Consider the following 17,810-nt stretch of genomic DNA (forward strand, 5'->3'; position numbering starts at 1 on the left):
TTTAATGCAATCAAACGTTGAAAATCCCAATATTCTAGAGCGGAATCTCGATATTTCGATTTCTCAAGAAAAAATCCAGGCAGAAGTCAATGAACGTTTAAAACGCTTGGCTACGAAGATAAAGATTCAAGGTTTTCGTCCAGGCAAAGTACCGCTCAAAATTGTATCCCAGCAATATGGCGCTAAATTACATGAGGAAGTGTTGGGAGAAATGTTGCAGAAACATTTCAGAGATGCTGTTCAGCAGCAAAAATTGCGGATCGTAGGTTCATCGACCTATTTTGAGACTAAATCAGTTGGTGAAAATGGCGCAGATTATGAATTCAGTGTGAAATTTGAGGTTTATCCGGATATCGCGGTCGGTGATTTGACCGCGTTGAGCGTGAACAGGCCAGTAGTGAATATCGGCGATAAAGAAGTCGAGAAAACATTGCAAATTTTGCGGAAACAGCGCGCTCAATTCATATCTGTTGATCGTCCTGCTGCGCTTGGTGATCGGGTGAATATAGATTATGAGGGATTGATCGATGGTAATTCCTTCCGAGGCGGGACAGCACAGGATTTCACGTTGGTTTTAGGTGATGGATATATTCTTGAAGATTTTGAGAATGCTATCGCCGGAATGAGCATAGGGCAGGAAAAATCGTTTCAAATGGCGTTTCCAGCGGATTATCACGATAAGGATATCGCTGGAAAAACGGCTACTTTTAATGTCAAACTCAATAATGTTGAAGAGCCTGTGCTGGCGGAAATAGACAGTGAATTTGCTAAATCGCTAGGTATTCAAGATGGTGATACCCAAAAAATGCATGAAGAAATACGATTGAGTCTTGAGCGCGAAGCTTTCCAGCGAACACGCGCTAAGCTCAAAGAACAGATCATGCAGTGCTTGCTGGAAAATACAACGTGTCAAGCACCCAAGACTTTGGTCGAGCAGGAAGCACAGCATTTGATGCAGGATGCGAAAAATAATCTTGCTGCTCAAGGTGCGCGCACTGAAGATATTTCTCTTCCTCTCGAATCGTTTCGAGAGAGGGCTGAGCGACGAGTAAAGTTAGGTTTGATTTTGGGTGAGCTAGTAAAGCTTCATAACTTGAATGTTAAACCTGATCAAGTAAGAAAATATGTAGAGTTTTACGCACAAAGTTATGAGAACCCAGAGCAGGTTATAAAATGGCACTATGCATCACCTGAGCGGTTGCAAGAAATCGAATCATTGGTGCTTGAGGATAACGTTGTTTCATGGGTGTTGGGCCAGGTCAAAGTGGTTGATCAAGAGATCGCTTTCGAAGATTTGATGGGGTATTCCCATTCAGCGGCTTAATCAGGAGAAATGAGCTTGGATACGAGAGGATTGGGGTTGATTCCAATGGTTATCGAAACCAGTGGAAGAGGCGAGCGTGCTTATGACATTTATTCTCGGTTGTTAAAAGAACGGATTATTTTTCTGGTGGGGCCTGTCACCGAAGCATCAGCCAATTTAATCGTGGCGCAGCTTCTGTTTTTGGAATCTGAGAGTTCGGATAAAGATATATTTTTTTATATCAATTCTCCTGGTGGTTTAGTTTCTGCAGGACTGGCTATTTACGATACCATGCAATTTATAAAGCCGGATGTCAGTACTTTGTGTGTGGGGCAAGCTGCAAGTATGGGTTCTTTATTATTGACGGCTGGCGCAAAAGGTAAGCGATTTTGTTTGCCGAATTCTCGTGTCATGATTCATCAACCGATGGGGGGATTCCAGGGCCAAGCTTCTGATATAGAAATACATGCCAAAGAAATTCTCTATTTAAAAAAACGTTTGAATGAAATCCTGGCAAAGCATAGCGGTCAGCCGGTTAAAACAATTGAAAGAGACACGGATCGTGATAATTTTCTGAGTGCTGAAGAATCGGTAAAGTATGGTTTGGTGGATGCAGTGTTAACGAGTAGAGACAATAAAAAATAAATTGAGCTTGTTTTGCTAGATTGGAGTCCAATAATTTTCTGTTAAAGTGGTGTTTTGCTCAATGGTCGTGGAGTTAAATTATGTCTGATAAAACGAATGGCGATAAACTTCTCTATTGCTCCTTTTGTGGCAAAAGCCAACATGAGGTGAGGAAGCTCATAGCTGGTCCGTCTGTATTCATTTGCGATGAATGTATCGACCTTTGTAATGATATTATTCGTGAAGAAATGCAGGTCAATGAAACAGCCAAGCTAGCTAAATCAAGCCTGCCTGTGCCTCGCGAAATATGTCAGATATTAGATCAATACGTCATTGGTCAAGAGTCTGCCAAGAAAATCCTGTCTGTTGCCGTCTATAACCATTACAAACGGTTAAGAAATTTAACCAAAGTAAGTGATGGGGATGAGATTGAACTTGCTAAAAGTAATATTCTTCTAATCGGCCCTACTGGCTCCGGCAAAACACTATTAGCTCAAACCCTGGCAAGGTTGCTGGATGTGCCATTTATCATTGCGGATGCGACGACACTGACTGAAGCAGGTTATGTGGGAGAAGATGTCGAGAATATTATCCAGAAACTATTGCAGAAATGTAACTATGATGTAGAGAAGGCTCAGCGAGGGATTATTTATATCGATGAAATCGATAAGATTTCACGTAAGTCTGATAATCCATCCATCACCCGGGATGTATCGGGGGAGGGTGTGCAGCAGGCACTATTGAAGTTAATCGAAGGAACGATCGCGCTTGTACCTCCACAGGGTGGGCGGAAGCACCCCAATCAAGAGTTTATTCAGATTGATACCACCAATATTCTATTCATATGCGGCGGCGCATTTGATGGGATCGATAAGATCATACGATCCAGATCAGAGAAGGGCGGGATTGGTTTCGGTGCGGAGATCATTAATCGAAATAATCATAAAAAAATTAACGAAGTTTTAAAAGCGGTTGAACCGGAGGATCTTATTAAGTATGGTTTGATCCCAGAGTTTGTTGGACGCTTGCCGGTAATAGCGACATTAGATGAACTTAATGAAGCTGCTCTAATCCAAATTTTGACTGAACCCAAAAATGCACTGGTTAAGCAATATTGGAAGCTATTCAATATGGAAGGGGGCGTCGAATTAGAGTTTCGTGAGCAAGCACTTACTGCCATAGCAAAAAAAGCACTGATGCGGAAGACCGGTGCTCGAGGTTTAAGATCCATTCTAGAAGAGACACTACTCGATATCATGTATGATCTGCCATCTTTAGAGAATGTTTCAAAAGTAGTTATTGATTATGGGGCCGTTAACGGTGATATTAAGCCCATTTTAATTTACTCTGAACAACCTAAGGTCAACAAAAGCTCAAAACAAGCTTAACCTGCATAAGAACAAGTAGTCATGGGATATTCGAGTATATCTTTTGGAGATTTCCTAAATGACTGTTAAAAAACAACGAGATTATTCATCTTATTGAAATAATAACAGTCTGTAGCGTGTTCCCAGTTTGATATTCTTGAATGACTTTTTCTAATTTTGATTGTTGGTACTTAATTAAAATATAAATATGACTTTAGTAACCGACGATAACGAGTCAAACCAATTAGTTCTGCCATTATTGCCGTTGCGTGATGTGGTCGTGTTCCCGCATATGGTCATACCATTGTTCGTTGGACGACCGAAATCTATCAAGGCGCTAGAGCTGGCTATGGATTCTGGGAAAAATATCCTACTGGTGGCCCAGAAGTCAGCGGCCAAGGATGATCCGACTCCACGAGATCTGTATAGCATATGCTGCGTGTCAAATCTTTTGCAAATGCTCAAGTTGCCCGATGGCACTGTTAAGGTGCTGGTGGAGGGAAATTATCGTGCTCAGATTCTGGAGTTTATTGATTCAGAATCGTATTTTTCGGGAAAAGCGCTTCAGGTGCCTATCGACAGCATCAATACTCCAGAAATAGAGGCAACTCGACGTGCACTCATTTCCCAGTTTGATCAATTCGTTAAATTAAATAAAAAAATACCGCCAGAAATCCTGGCTTCGCTTTCAGGTATTGATGAGGCAGGACGGCTTGCTGATACGATTGCAGCTTACCTCCCACTGAAATTGGAGAAAAAACAGGAAGTTCTTGAAATTTTTGACGTGCAACAGCGGCTGGAACATTTGTTGGGCTTACTTGAGACAGAACTCGATATACTGCAAGTAGAAAAGAGGATTCGTGGCAGAGTCAAGCGGCAAATGGAAAAAAGCCAGCGGGACTATTATCTGAATGAGCAAGTTAAAGCAATTCAGAAAGAGCTGGGTGAAGGTGAGGATGGAGCCGATCTCGAGGAGATCGAGAAAAAAATAAAAGCAGCCTCTTTACCTAAGGAGGCGCGTACAAAAGCAGATGCAGAATTAAAAAAATTACGCCTTATGTCACCGATGTCTGCGGAGGCGACAGTTGTTCGTAATTATATCGATGCGCTCGTTTCACTGCCATGGAAGCAAAAAAGTAAGATTTGTAAGGATCTTGATACAGCTGAGGCTGTTTTAGAGCAAGATCATTACGGATTAGAAAAGATTAAAGAAAGAATCGTAGAATATCTGGCTGTACAACAAAGGGTTAGTAAATTAAAAGCCCCCATTCTTTGCCTAATCGGCCCGCCGGGAGTAGGCAAAACATCCCTCGGAAGATCAATCGCGCGTGCTACCAATAGAAAGTTTGTTCGCATGTCACTTGGCGGCGTGCGGGATGAAGCGGAAATACGAGGGCACCGACGAACTTATATTGGGTCAATGCCCGGGAAGATTTTGCAGAATATTACTAAGGTGGGTGTCAAGAATCCACTCTTTCTGCTAGATGAAGTTGATAAGATGGGTATGGATTTTCGGGGTGATCCAGCATCGGCGTTATTGGAAGTGCTCGATCCAGAACAAAATAGCACCTTTGTGGATCACTATATTGAGGTTGAATACGATTTATCGGATGTGATGTTTGTGGCGACTGCGAACACACTCAATATTCCTCCTGCATTACTTGATCGCATGGAAGTCATCCGCTTATCAGGCTATACGGAAGATGAAAAGCTTAATATCGCCAAGCGGTATTTATTGCCCAAACAAATGAAGAATCATGGGCTTGAGGAAGGTGAGTTGATCATGTCTGAATCTGCTCTTCGAGACATTGTTAGGCACTATACGAGAGAATCGGGTGTGCGGAACATGGAGCGGGAAATATCTAAGATATGCCGCAAGGTTGTTAAAGCGATTGTAAGTAAGAAAGAAGATAGCAATGAAGGGGTTACGATCAACTCGCGTAATCTTAGTAAATATTTAGGAGTTCATCGTTATAACTATGGCGTAGCGGAAGAAAATAGCCAAGTAGGGCAAGTTACTGGTTTGGCATGGACTGAAGTGGGTGGTGAATTACTTACAATTGAAGCTGTTGCATTACCTGGTAAAGGAAAAACAATTACCACGGGTAAGTTAGGTGAGGTGATGCAAGAGTCTGTCCAAGCTGCATTGTCAGTGGTACGGAGCCGGTCAGCCGTGCTGGGTATTGCTGATGATTTTTATTTGAAGAAAGATATTCATATTCACCTACCTGAGGGGGCTACACCCAAGGATGGTCCAAGTGCAGGTATCGGTATTTGTGTCGCCATGGTTTCTGTATTAACAGGCATTCCCGTCAAATCAACCATTGCCATGACAGGAGAGATAACACTCCGTGGCGAAGTACTGCCAATTGGTGGCCTCAAGGAAAAGTTATTGGCTGCTCATCGTGGAGGGATCAAAATGGTGCTGATACCAGAAGATAATGTTAAAGATTTGAGTGAGATTCCAGCGAATATAAAAGCAAAACTTAAAATTCAACCTGTGAAATGGATAGATCAAGTTCTCGAATTAGCGCTAGAACATAGACCGGAAGCACTGCCTTCTACAGTGCAGAACACCCTATCAACAGTAGGTGAAGATGATGTTACGAATGTGATTATCAAACACTAGCTAAATAATCAATTGTAGTTATTTTGGGTGAACGCCAATGCCATGTTCGTAAACAAGCTTTCCTCCTAACCATCCTGCAATACAAAGGAAGATGAACCCAGCAACAGACATGATAATAGCGAGAACACCCGGTTGGCTCAGCTGAGTACCATCAAGTCGAAGGAACAAGCTTACGGCATAACAAGACCAGCTAATCATGATATACATCATATGCTGATTCGCGATTTTCATGGCAGGATTTTGTGAATCTATTTTACTGAGCTCTATTAGGCCCGTTACCATGGCAAATAATGCAGTAATCGTTCCAATGACAAGTAACACCCCAGCCACCCAACTTACTTGTTCATTTGTGAATAAGCTTGTAATGTCTCCTAGGGTAGAAATAATCCAAGCTGCTATGGGAAAATGAACTAGGATGGGGTGCATAGGGTGTTTCATGTAACTTGTTTCCTTTTATTTCTTAGAGTAAGACACTGAGCAGTGTGAGAAAACCTGCAACAGCAACACCAGCATGGATAATGACGATATTCTTGGGCGCAACATTACCTTTTGCATGTATCGATGCAAGATAGAATCCACCTAGTGCAGCGATAACGAGTAAGGCCAGCGCGGCTGTGAGGCTACCACTACCCGAGCCTTCAAGTACAACCATTATTAGCATGATCAAGCCAGTCGCGCCTAATAAGGCGTGAACGATAGATAAAGGCCATGGTGCTAATTGACCTGAGAAAATTTTTGATGCCAAAAATAAACCACCTACAGCAGCAATTGCTAAAACTATAATTACATAAGTAAGCATCCGTTCTCTCCTCTTTCTCAAATTAGGGATTTTTAATATACTGCATATTCTGCACCTTTTGCAATATTTACATGTCAAAAGTTATAAAAATTTTAGCTATTGGTTGAAAAAAAGATGTCAGCATTGTCACTGCTAGGTGAGCGTCAACAGTCTTTATTAACAGCATTGCTTCATCACCGTAATGGACTCACAGTAGAAGAATTGTCGCGCCTGCTGGCGATATCCCGTAATGCTGTCAATCAGCATCTGACCAGTTTGAGTGGCGATGGTTTTATTCAGAGTGAGATGTTGGAGAGTACCGGCGGCAGGCCGAGTAAAGTCTATACGCTAACATCGACTGGTTTAGAGCTATTTCAAAGACAGTATTCTTTTCTTGCCAAATTGCTATTATCCTGGATGAACAAGAATCTCGGTGAGCAAGAGCTGAATGACTGTTTGACAGAGCTTGGGGAGCAGATGAGCGAAGGGTTTGTAAGCCGTATCTCCAAGCATTATTCGCGAAACGACAAGCTGCATGAGGTGGCTGCAATATTAACCGAACTTGGCTATGATGCAAGTGTAGGGCAGAGCACAGACAATTATGCAGAGATTGTTGCAAATAATTGTGTTTTTCATGAGCTGGCAAAACAACATCAAGGGTTTTGTGTGCTTGATCTGAGTTTCTTGGCTTCTTTATTAAAAGCGGATATTGAGCACAAAGAATGCATCGTCAAGAATGGAGAGCGGTGCTGCTTTAGAGTCGCCGACCAGTTTGAGCATTTACCCTAGTTTTTTTACAATTGTGATTCAATAATTGGGTAGGTATATAAAGCTGTTTCTTTTTTGTATGTTTAAGACGAATAAATTCATAAAAAGAAAAGCTGATATTTGCAGAATTAATATTTTTCTTCACACATTAGGTAAGCTACCTGCCTATCAAGAAGTTTACTCTTCGGTAAATCATATTATTCAATTACAACATACTTTCTTAGCGTTGGTACCGCCTAAATTAGCCGAGCACTGTGTCATTGGGAAACTTTCTAAGCAAGTGCTCACCCTATATGTGGATAGTAGCGCCGTTGCTGCAAAACTTAAGCATATCGAACCAACACTCCTGGAGAAGTTCGGTCCTCAGGTTGTCTCGATCAAGATTATGCTGCGTAGGCAACAGAGTGAGCAGGGCGGCAACGTATCTTCAAGACAGAAACCTTCACTTAGTCAGACAGCAATTGATAATCTAAATCGATTGGCTTTGAATATGCCTGCATCACCCTTGAAATCAGCAATCGAAATTATGCTTGCGAAGTGCCTATAAACGCCTTAACAAGATTCAGTAAGCAAAAAGAATTTGGTTTTTCCAGGAAAGAAAAAATCAAACCAAAAAAAAACGGCCCCGCATAGGGGCCGTTTAAATTAGAACGAGTTTTATCTAAATCTAAATTCTAATTATTTGCTTAGTGATCCATTGCAGCTGCTGGATTGAAGCTAGCAGGTGCCTTGAGTTGTTCCATGAGATCGTTGTCCCATTCGCCTTCAACATTCATATGAAGCGCTGCGCCGAGCAAGACGGCTTCGATAAGATTGTGGCTCAGATAGACATACAATCCAGGCATTTTGAATTCATACAATGCGGCCACTGCAGCACCACCCGGCACAAACCAAGTTTCTTGGCTTGTCAGAGGAACGTCGCTGAATGAGCCACCTTGCCACACCAGGTCACCGTGTCCACCAATTAAGTGAGGACGTGAGTCACGGTTTGCTTGGGAATGGATAAACAGTACTTTCTCGCCCACTTTAGCTTTCAAAGCATTGTCGCCAGTGATGGCACCAACTGCGCCATTGAACACTACGTGGGTAGGAACTAAGCCTTTCGCCAGTTCAAGCATATCGGCCATACCTGCTGCAGGCTGATCATAAACTTTGTATTTACCATCAGCACCTTTAGGCAGATAAAAATCTTGTTCGCCAATGTAGAATGCACGGTCGTAGCGAACTGGTTTGCCTTTAGCATCTTTTAAGCCATCACGTGGCAATACCATAATGGCGCCATTCATTCCTGAAATGACATGGAAAGGAATCATGGTTCCACCGGGAGCGCAGTGATAAACAAATACGCCTGGTTTAACTGCTTTCCAACGTAATACAACTTCTTCGCCAGGATTCACGAGTGTCAATCCTGCACCACCGAGTGCACCTGTGGCAGCGTGGAAGTCAACGTTGTGAGCCATCGTGCTTTCTTTAGGGTTTACCAAGGTTAATTCTACATAATCACCTTCATGAACGACGATCAGCGGACCGGGTACAGTACCATTGAATGTTAAAGCCCAAACTTTCGCGCCAGGCGCAACTTCAACCAATTTTTCAATCGTTTCTAGTCTGACTTCAACGATTTTAGGGCCGCCTTTTGCAACTTGATCATGCTCGGGCACAAAGGGTGGATCAACTAATTGTTGTTTGACGCGTGGCAACTTAGAAATATCGTGTTTAGCTGCAACTGCAAATGAAGCAGAAAAACACAGCAGTCCTAACCCAATAACTGCTTGTACAACTTTATTATTCATATATCCCTCCAAAAATTTTTGAAAATTGCGCAAAACCCTATATGCGCCATTATTTCTCGGTACTGCGTCCCATATATCACCGCGACCGTACTGTCCTTGCTTTCAGACGAGAGCAAAAGAAGCTCGCTAACTATACACTTTAATGATAAAACTGTCCACGAGTTGTAATTTTCCGCAATGCGCTGGAAGGGGTGATTTATTTAATCGGAATAAATTCGTTTAGATGATTTTTGTTATTTTTGCGCAATGGCGATGATTAGTTTGCGTAAGACTGGATGCTATAATGCCCGATTCTGATTAAACGAGTCACTATGCCACCAGTTCCACACCTTACCACTGCTTTGAGCGGTCCAATTCTTGAGTTAGAAAAGCGAATACTCGAGGCAATGCCAACTATTGAGCATTGGTTCCGTGGGAAGTGGCAGAGCCATACAGTACCTTTTTATTGCTCGGTTGATTTGCGTAATAGTGGTTTTAAGTTAGCTCCAGTTGATACCAATCTGTTCCCAGGAGGGTTCAATAACCTCAATCAAGAGTTCTTGCCACTTTGTGTGCAAGCTATGATGGCGGCAGTGGAAAAAATCTGCCCAGATGCACATAGCATTTTGCTTGTGCCTGAGAATCATACCCGCAATACGTTCTATTTTCAGAATATTGCCGTATTGCAAGGAATTATGCGGCATGCAGGTATGAATGTTCGTGTCGGCTCTCTTTTGCCAGACATCACTTCAGCGACCACGATTCATCTGCCAGGTGGAAACAGCCTTATCCTGGAGCCTATTAGGCGTAAAAACAATAGATTGTCGGTGGAAAATTTCGACCCTTGTGCTGTCTTGCTCAATAACGATCTTTCGGGCGGTATTCCGGAAATATTGAAAGATCTTGAACAGATTGTTATTCCCCCGCTTCATGCCGGTTGGTCGACACGAAGGAAATCTCAACATTTCTTCGCATATGACAGCGTAGCGCAGGAATTTGCCGAGCTTATCAAGATCGATCCTTGGCTGATTAATCCTTACTTTAGTTCATGCGGCAAAATCGATTTTCATGAGAAAAAGGGGGAGGACTGTGTTGCGGCGGCGGTGGATGAAATATTAAAAGAGCTTAAAGAAAAATATAAACAGTATGGTGTTCATGAAAAACCTTTCGTGATCGTCAAGGCCGATTCGGGGACTTATGGTATGGGAATTATGACCGTGAAAGATAGCGAAGAAGTCTACAAGCTTAACCGTAAGCAACGCAACAAAATGGCGATCGTCAAAGAAGGTTTATCGGTTTCGCATGTATTGGTGCAAGAAGGCGTTTATACTTTTGAGAGCATCAATCAGGCTGTTGCAGAGCCCGTTGTTTACATGATTGATCGTTATGTGGTTGGTGGCTTTTATCGTGTGCACACGGGAAGAGGTATGGATGAAAATTTGAATGCGCCAGGTATGCATTTTGTTCCTCTGGCATTTGATTCATCCTGTGTGTTGCCAGACCATGAAGCGCTGCCTGATGCGGCTCCGAATCGATTTTATGCTTATGGTGTGGTAGCGCGGCTTGCCTTATTGGCTGCCGCACTCGAACTAGACCGCAGTTCTCCCAGGTCTTCTTAATAGATTAGTTTTGCATCTTTATGGCGTAAATACTTTATGAAGCTAGCTTTCGTACTGGATCGACTGGATTCGATCAAAATTGAGAAAGATTCTAGTTTTGCGATGATGCGCGAAGCGGCTAGCCGTAATCATCAACTGTTCGTCATGCAGCAAGGCGATCTTGTTTGGAAAGATAATCGGGTCACTGGTTTTTGTCATGAATTGATTCTTCTTGATCCAATCGAGGAAAAATATCGCTGGTATCAGGAAGGTGCTGCTGAAGCAATCCCTTTACAGGAATTCGATGCCGTCTTGATGCGCAAAGATCCACCTTTTGATATTGAATATGTCTATAGCACGTATTTATTGGAGTTTGCTGAGCGACAAGGTGCCTTCATCGTGAATAGCCCCCGAAGTATACGTGATCACAATGAGAAAATTGCAATTACCGAGTTTCCGCAATTTATCCCGCCTACACTTATAACAAGGCAAGAAAGCTTGATACGTTCATTTTTGGAGATGCATCAAGATATCGTTCTGAAACCACTTGATGGGATGGGCGGGGCGAGCGTTTTTCGCGTTTATCGTGCTGATCACAATATCAGTGTGATTCTTGAAATGCTAACGCACTATGGAACCCGTACTATTATGGCGCAGCGCTTTTTACCTGATATCAGTAAGGGGGATAAACGGATATTACTCATCGCTGGAGAGCCGGCGCCTTACGCTTTGGCACGCAAACCTAAGCCAGGTGAGACACGTGGTAATCTTGCTGCTGGCGGAATTGGTACGGCACAACGCTTATCGGGGCGCGATCTCGAGATAGCAAAGACGATAGGCCCCCTATTAGATAAGCGGGGCTTGTTACTTGTGGGGCTCGATGTGATCGGCGATTTTCTAACCGAGATCAATGTGACTAGCCCAACCGGTATGCAAGAGATCGCTAAACAGACTGGTTTTAACGTGGCCGGAATGATGGTGGATGCGCTAGAGAAGCGTATCCATAGCCGCAAGTAGTTTCGGTGGGTATGGATGAAGCCTGTAAGCGTTGTTGAGCGGACTCCTGGGTGACTTTTCTTGCAGGATTAGTTTTTTTCTGCTTGAAGAATCTTCTGCTCTAGCATGTCAAGCAATGCAGGGAAGCCATCTCGTTTGAGGATTGCATTATATTCGGCACGTTTTAAGGCGAGGTCACTGACGCCATCAACCAGAATATTAATGATGCGCCAGCCCTCGCTGCCATTTCGCAACACATAATCAAAGTTTATCGGATTGCTATCATTTTGGATGAATTTGCTCCGAACCAAGATCTGGTCACGTGGCAATGGTCGCTGCTCAATGATTTCAAAGCGTTCACCCTCATGGTGATTAAATCTTTCTGCGTAGGTGGCGATACTCAATTTTCGAAAGGCTTCTGTAATATTTTGCTGCTGTTCTTTATTGAGTGTGTTCCAGTTGGCGCCAAGCGCAGAGCGTATAATGCTATCGATATCGTGCGAATGATCAATGGCGGGAGCAAGGAGCTCAAAGCGCCCTTGGTACCCTAGCTCATCACCTTTTTGCATCGCTTGGATGAGTGTTTCCTGGAAAGCGCGAACAACCTGCTCTGGCCCATTGGATTGAGTGTCATCAGCGCTTGCTATCGTAACAGGGAATATTAGAATTGCTGAAAGCAATACTTGGGTAAAGATTATGGCGTTAAGTAGTGATTTCATATCGGCGATTTTTCCATTGTGCTCGTTCACCACGCCAGAAACGGATAGCAGAGGTCCATGTCATCAGTAGAAACAAAGTTCCAATAACGGGTAGTGCAAGCGCCCAAAGTGGGGAAAGCTGGTAGTAGTGTAAAACAGGGATATACACAATTATCATGGCTATCCACGCGAGCATGCAAATAACTATACTGGTTTGTCCAGGAAGAGCGAATAGCAATAAGATAGGAGCAAACCAAAACATGCTTGACATGAGCAGGGTGCAAACGATAAGTAATAAAGGGGAGTAATGTAATTGTGTATACGCCGTTCTTGCGACCATGTTCCAGATCGTTTTTATGTCTTCGTACTCCCGGTGGCTTCGAGCGGAATGGCTCAAACCAATCCAGGTAGGCATACCTGCACGTTTAATACGAGATGCCAAGGTGCAGTCATCTATCAATGCATCACGTAAACTGGCGAAAGCACCAATTTTCCGTAAGGCCTGTGTTTCAACTAAAATACACCCGCCAGCTGCGGCTGCTATCCGTGAGCCAGGTTTGTTCGCTAGGCGGAAAGGGTAAAGCAGTTTAAAGAAAAACACGAAGGCAGGCATCAATAATTGCTCTGATAAACGAAAAAAAGAAGGGGTTGCCATTAAGGATACCAGTACGAGATGTTCTTCGCGTGCTTTTTTGAGTAAAGCTGCAATCATCCCGGGTGCAAGCGTGATGTCCGCGTCGAGGAGTAATGTATACGGTGTGCTAACTTTAGCTAAGCCCTGTTCCAGCGCCCATAATTTTCCACTCCAGCCTGGAGGAGGCGTCGTGCCTGATATTACCGTTGCACCGCATGTTCGAGCTTGTAGGGCCGTATCATCTTCTGACTGATCATCGACCACAATAATTTGATGACCCTTTCCTTGAAGACTTAATGCATTGAGCGTTTGTTCGATAAGCGATCCCTCGTTACGAGCCGGAATCAGTATCGTGATTTCTTTTAAGGAAACATCTTTCTCGTTGGATGGTTCTAATGCCTCCTGTGTCCCCCACGGTCGCCATGGAGCAAGCAAAATTACCCACCAAAATAAAACTCCAGCAAATGCTAAGTATGTTACCAGCGATATCACCATACTTTCTGAATCAAACTGCTTTTAATTGAAGAAAAGGCAGTTTTGCTTGCGAGCTTTCTGCCTTTTGCGGTGTATGTCTAAAATGTGATAAGAAAAATTCTTCTCTACTAATTGTCGGACCGGGTGAAGTTATTTGATGATGAACTCGATGAGCCGGTTTTTTGTTCCACTATCACGGATATAGGAAATTCTTTCTGTGAGCCATTCGTTTTAGGAGTGGTTAAATTCTTTTGTGACGGATCAGGCGCCATGGGGCCTTCGGTACGTGGTCCTTGTAAGCTAACACGCAATGCTTTGATAGGATTAGAAAAGGTGTCATTAATCGCCGTGGGCTCAAATCCACAGTGAGCCATGCAGTTCGCACATTTTGGATTGTTACCTACACCATAGTTATCCCAATCGGTTTCCTCCATGAGTTCACGGAAGCTGTTGGCGTAGCCTTCGTCGACCAAAAGATAACAAGGCCTTTGCCAGCCGAAAAGATTACGTGTGGGGTTACCCCAGGCAGTACATTGATAGTTCTGATTGCCTGCCAGAAAATCTAAATAAAGGCTGGAATGATTAAATCTCCAAGCTTGTTTACGTTTTTTGCCTTCTTGAAAAATTGCACGAAAGAGACGCTTGCTTACCGATCGCTGCAAGAATACATCCTGTCGCGGTGCATGTTCATAACTAAACCCTGGGGAGACATTGATGCCTTCCACACCTAATTCTGTGACGGTATCGAAAAACTCAGCCACTTCCTCTGCTGTTTCGTTTTGGAAAAGTGTGCAGTTGACGGTTACTCTGAAACCACGCTTGAGGGCTTCCTGAATAACTGGAATCACTTTATCGTACACACCTTCACGGCAAACGGAGGTGTCGTGACGTTCTTTATTGCCATCTAAATGTATTGAGAAAGTGAAATAGGGTGAAGGGCGGTAGTCATCCATGCGATCCGCTAGCAGCAATGCATTGGTGCATAGGTAAACGAATTTTTTCCGTTTAATGATGCCCTCTACGATCTGGGGCATTTCTTTGTGTATCAGTGGTTCACCGCCTGCGATGGAAACGACGGGCGCCCCACACTCATCTACTGCGTCTAGGCAGTCTTGAACACTCAACCGGCGCCTTAAAGTATCATCGGGATAATCGATTTTACCGCAACCCGCACAAGCCAGATTGCACTGAAATAACGGTTCGAGCATTAGTACTAACGGATAGCGTTTATTACCACGAATTTTCTGCTTTAAGATATAGCTACCTACACGGTATTTTTGTAAAAAAGGAATACCCATTTAATTCATCTCCGTTATTTTTTAGTACTAATTTGTTTTTTTTTAGACTCAATCAAGAGGATGTAGAATAGATCTACAGTGCCCTCCCATCATTACTTTCGGGGGCTTGCTTCTCGTCTATTTAGTCTATCTATTTAATATTTAATATATGATTATGCCGAATCTTCACTTTCATCGCTTCTAAGCTCGCTTTGCTGGGATATGCTAGCATGTCTCATTTATAAACCAAAGCGACATCAGAAAGTTTTGGTATTTTTGATTTTATTTTTAACATTTTTCCAACACTTTTTGGACGATAAGAAAAAAGATAAAAGAGGACCAACCCTTTAGGCGTGTCTAGAAATTCAATTGCAGGCAAGAAAAAGGCTTTTTGTTGCTCATAGATTCCTCCGGTTTTGATACCTGCCTGACTCCTTCAGAATAATCCTTGATTTTTTCTAACCAGCACAAGCAACCAATTAACCACCCGAATTTCTCATAAACGGCTACTGCCTTCGCTTGTTCTTTGATTAATAGGAAAGATTAAGCGGGTTGGGTATATGAATCTTTACACTTCGCCTTCTCAAAACTTCCCTGTCAATCAAATTGCTGCGTGATCATCATGTGAATGGATGTACCCCTAAAAATCCCTATTTCCTCACCATACACCGACTTTCACAAAAGAATGTTTTCTTAATATAGCCAGCATATGCCACGTCAACATTGTTTGCTTTAGCCCCGTCTTGTTTAAAGCTCTGAATTTTTAGAGGTACTCTCAATATCATCAATCTTTAATAAGGTACACCCAGCATCTGGAGTGTTTCCTTGGTCAATTGGCCTTCAGCTAGGTTGTTTTGATTTTGAAAGCGCTTTAGAGCAGACATCGTTCTTGGGCCGCTGATACCATCGGCTGCACCAGGATCAAATCCAGCGTTAGCGAGCGCTTGTTGTACTTTTCGGATCAAATCGGGAGTGGGTTTGACGACTTCGCTTAAATCCTCTTGCTCTGCGATTTGTGTTTCATCTTCTGCAGCTATTGCTGCTGATGGGCTATCGGCCATAAATTCGGAGAGAGCATCCTCGGCTTCAGCTATATTCTCAGCTGCATCGTTAAGTAAAGTGTCGGTAGTTTGCTCAAGAGAGGCTATTGCTTCTTGAGTTTGTTCACCTATTTCTTCAGTGATGGATTCGGATGGCGCTTGAGTTGGGGATTCGGTAATCAACTCGGGTTCAGTCATTAATTCTTCTGATTCGGTTGTTTCAGCAACTGCTTTTTCTTTATTTTGTGCATCTGCTGCTTCTTCTTTTTTACCACAACCTACTAGCCCGATTGTGACTAATAAAGAAATCACTAATAGTAGGTAAAAGCTCGGTGCTAATTGGTTGGCAGCCGTAGTTTTCATTCTAACATTCTCCTTCTAAGTAAAAATCCAAAAAATACACAAATGTAATAACTGCTCTCTTCGATTTTTATAATAAACTGAAACGCACTTTTAATGTTTTATTTTGATTGTATTGGGTCGCTTATTAGAGCTGTAGAGCGCTTTAGAGCTGAATTGATGCGGGTGGCGGATAGCAAATAGGTGCAAATAGGTAACAATGCATTTTTTACTGATCTGAAGTTTTGGGGTCAGCACCAGCATCAAGGGTAAGATCTAAAATTTCAATCCAATGCTTAACGGGAAGTGAAGTGCCGCTTTGCAGATGCATTAAGCAGCCGATGTTGGCTGTGACCAGCTGACTGGGTCTATCAGAAGTCAGTGCCGCTATTTTTTGTTTAAGTAGTTGTTGTGATAATTCGGGCTGAAGGATCGAGTAAGTCCCCGCTGAACCACAGCAAAGGTGTGCATCCTTGACAGTGCAAAGCGTAAATCCGGCGGTACTGAGGATTTTCTCAACACTCCCTCGAATCTGCATGCCATGTTGGAGCGTGCAAGGTGAATGAAACGCAAGTTTTGTCAAAGCTTTGTCGCCTAATCGTTTGAATAGCGTGGCTAAAGCGTTTGTCTCCAATGTCAGGATCTCACTGATATCTTTTGCTAATGCTGAAATATGCTGCGCTTTGTCCGCATAGGCGGGATCATGACGTAATAAGTGCCCATATTCTTTAACTGTAGCCCCACATCCACTGGCGGTGATCACGATGGCTTCTATCGGCTGCGAATTTGTTCGTTTGTCGATAAATGGCCACCAAGCATCAATATTTCGGCGCATCTGATCCATGCTCTCCTGGTGTGCGTCTAAATGATATGAGAGCGCGCCACAACAGCCTGCTTTTTCTGCTTTGATCAGTGATATGCCGAGCTTGTCAAGCACATTTGCCGTGGCGATATTGATATTGGGTGAAAATGAGGGTTGCACGCAGCCATCCAGCAAGAGCATTCTGCGGGAATGCCGGGTTGTTGGCCAATCTTTGTTTTTTAGGGTGTGGCTAGGAATCGATTTTTTTAACTTGGCCGGGAGAAAAGGCCGGAAAAGTTGACCTAGTTTAAACAAAGGTCTAAACAGATATCGATTGGGAAGTGTTTTTATTAAGAGATAACGTATTGCCCTATCACGCAGCTTACGTTTGACTTTTTTGTGGACAACCCCTCGGCCAATATCAAGCAGGCGGCTATATTGTACGCCCGATGGGCAGGTTGTTTCACAGGCGCGGCAAGTAAGACAGCGATCAAGATGTTGCTGAGTTTTTTGGGTGACAGATTGTCCTTCTAGCACTTGCTTCATTAAGTATATGCGTCCTCGGGGACTGTCCAACTCGTCGCCCAATAACTGATAAGTGGGGCAGGTAGCCAAACAAAAGCCACAGTGTACGCAGGATCTCAGTATGGTATCGGCTTCTTCGCCTTCCGGTGTGTGCTTGATGAAATTAGCGAGATTAGTTTGCATTGG

The 17,810-nt window shown here is 43.2% G+C and carries 16 protein-coding genes; 8 read left to right on the forward strand and 8 right to left on the reverse strand.

What is annotated here, in order from left to right; all coding sequences use genetic code 11:
• Window positions 1-4 precede the first annotated feature (4 nt).
• The 4 genes from tig (at window position 5) to lon (ending at window position 5,923) form a co-directional block, all read left to right on the forward strand.
• Window positions 5-1,324 (forward strand): trigger factor, encoded by a 1,320-nt coding sequence (gene tig / locus C8R30_RS01400; RefSeq protein WP_090665770.1) that lies wholly within the window; start codon window positions 5-7, stop codon window positions 1,322-1,324.
• Window positions 1,325-1,333: 9 nt separating this feature from the next.
• Window positions 1,334-1,948 (forward strand): ATP-dependent Clp endopeptidase proteolytic subunit ClpP, encoded by a 615-nt coding sequence (clpP, locus tag C8R30_RS01405; protein WP_090665768.1) that lies wholly within the window; start codon window positions 1,334-1,336, stop codon window positions 1,946-1,948.
• 80 nt (window positions 1,949-2,028) lie between these two features.
• Window positions 2,029-3,315 (forward strand): ATP-dependent Clp protease ATP-binding subunit ClpX, encoded by a 1,287-nt coding sequence (gene clpX, locus C8R30_RS01410; protein WP_090665766.1) that lies wholly within the window; start codon window positions 2,029-2,031, stop codon window positions 3,313-3,315.
• Window positions 3,316-3,502: 187 nt separating this feature from the next.
• On the forward strand, window positions 3,503-5,923 hold the full coding sequence (gene lon, locus C8R30_RS01415; RefSeq protein ID WP_090665764.1) for an endopeptidase La: 2,421 nt from the start codon (window positions 3,503-3,505) through the stop codon (window positions 5,921-5,923).
• Window positions 5,924-5,941: 18 nt separating this feature from the next.
• Here the strand turns inward: lon and C8R30_RS01420 are convergent, their stop codons facing one another.
• Both C8R30_RS01420 and C8R30_RS01425 read right to left on the reverse strand, forming a co-directional pair.
• The gene (locus C8R30_RS01420; protein WP_090665762.1) at window positions 5,942-6,361 is read right to left on the reverse strand and encodes a DUF2231 domain-containing protein; all 420 of its coding nucleotides are present in this window, start codon (window positions 6,359-6,361) and stop codon (window positions 5,942-5,944) included.
• A gap of 22 nt (window positions 6,362-6,383) precedes the next feature.
• Window positions 6,384-6,722, reverse strand: coding sequence for a hypothetical protein (locus tag C8R30_RS01425; RefSeq protein ID WP_090665760.1), 339 nt, complete (start codon window positions 6,720-6,722; stop codon window positions 6,384-6,386).
• Window positions 6,723-6,836: 114 nt separating this feature from the next.
• On the opposite strand from C8R30_RS01425, the gene C8R30_RS01430 reads away from it, so the two are divergent.
• Both C8R30_RS01430 and C8R30_RS01435 read left to right on the forward strand, forming a co-directional pair.
• A complete protein-coding gene (locus C8R30_RS01430) occupies window positions 6,837-7,490 on the forward strand; it encodes a helix-turn-helix transcriptional regulator (protein WP_090665758.1) in 654 nt (217 codons plus the stop codon).
• A 58-nt stretch (window positions 7,491-7,548) separates the two neighbouring features.
• Window positions 7,549-8,016 (forward strand): DciA family protein, encoded by a 468-nt coding sequence (locus C8R30_RS01435; protein ID WP_090665756.1) that lies wholly within the window; start codon window positions 7,549-7,551, stop codon window positions 8,014-8,016.
• Between the two features lie 139 nt (window positions 8,017-8,155).
• On the opposite strand, the gene nirK is transcribed toward C8R30_RS01435, so the two are convergent.
• The gene (gene nirK / locus C8R30_RS01440; protein ID WP_090665754.1) at window positions 8,156-9,262 is read right to left on the reverse strand and encodes a copper-containing nitrite reductase; all 1,107 of its coding nucleotides are present in this window, start codon (window positions 9,260-9,262) and stop codon (window positions 8,156-8,158) included.
• A gap of 311 nt (window positions 9,263-9,573) precedes the next feature.
• Between nirK and gshA the strand changes: the two genes are divergently transcribed.
• Together gshA and gshB are read left to right on the forward strand one after the other, a co-directional pair.
• Entirely contained in the window at window positions 9,574-10,860 is a 1,287-nt protein-coding gene (gshA, locus tag C8R30_RS01445) for a glutamate--cysteine ligase (protein WP_090665753.1), read from the forward strand.
• Window positions 10,861-10,896: 36 nt separating this feature from the next.
• Complete coding sequence (gene gshB, locus C8R30_RS01450) at window positions 10,897-11,856, forward strand: glutathione synthase (RefSeq protein WP_107789366.1); 960 nt, start codon at window positions 10,897-10,899, stop codon at window positions 11,854-11,856.
• Between the two features lie 68 nt (window positions 11,857-11,924).
• Here gshB and C8R30_RS01455 read toward each other — a convergent pair whose 3' ends face one another.
• From C8R30_RS01455 to glcF, 5 genes are all read right to left on the reverse strand, one after another.
• Window positions 11,925-12,554 carry an HpnM family protein gene (locus C8R30_RS01455; RefSeq protein WP_090665749.1) on the reverse strand — a complete coding sequence of 210 codons (630 nt, stop codon included), beginning with the start codon at window positions 12,552-12,554 and terminating at the stop codon, window positions 11,925-11,927.
• On the reverse strand, window positions 12,538-13,602 hold the full coding sequence (locus C8R30_RS01460; RefSeq protein WP_258191905.1) for a glycosyltransferase: 1,065 nt from the start codon (window positions 13,600-13,602) through the stop codon (window positions 12,538-12,540). Before C8R30_RS01460 ends, C8R30_RS01455 begins: the two co-directional genes overlap by 17 nt.
• Window positions 13,603-13,769: 167 nt before the next feature.
• The gene (gene hpnH / locus C8R30_RS01465; protein ID WP_090665745.1) at window positions 13,770-14,939 is read right to left on the reverse strand and encodes an adenosyl-hopene transferase HpnH; all 1,170 of its coding nucleotides are present in this window, start codon (window positions 14,937-14,939) and stop codon (window positions 13,770-13,772) included.
• Window positions 14,940-15,709: 770 nt separating this feature from the next.
• Window positions 15,710-16,321, reverse strand: a complete 612-nt coding sequence (locus tag C8R30_RS01470; RefSeq protein WP_107783160.1) for a peptidoglycan-binding protein — start codon at window positions 16,319-16,321, stop codon at window positions 15,710-15,712.
• Window positions 16,322-16,526: 205 nt separating this feature from the next.
• Window positions 16,527-17,807, reverse strand: a complete 1,281-nt coding sequence (gene glcF / locus C8R30_RS01475; protein ID WP_107789367.1) for a glycolate oxidase subunit GlcF — start codon at window positions 17,805-17,807, stop codon at window positions 16,527-16,529.
• Window positions 17,808-17,810 lie beyond the last annotated feature (3 nt).

This window comes from Nitrosomonas nitrosa, from assembly GCF_003051105.1.
GTDB lineage: Bacteria > Pseudomonadota > Gammaproteobacteria > Burkholderiales > Nitrosomonadaceae > Nitrosomonas > Nitrosomonas nitrosa.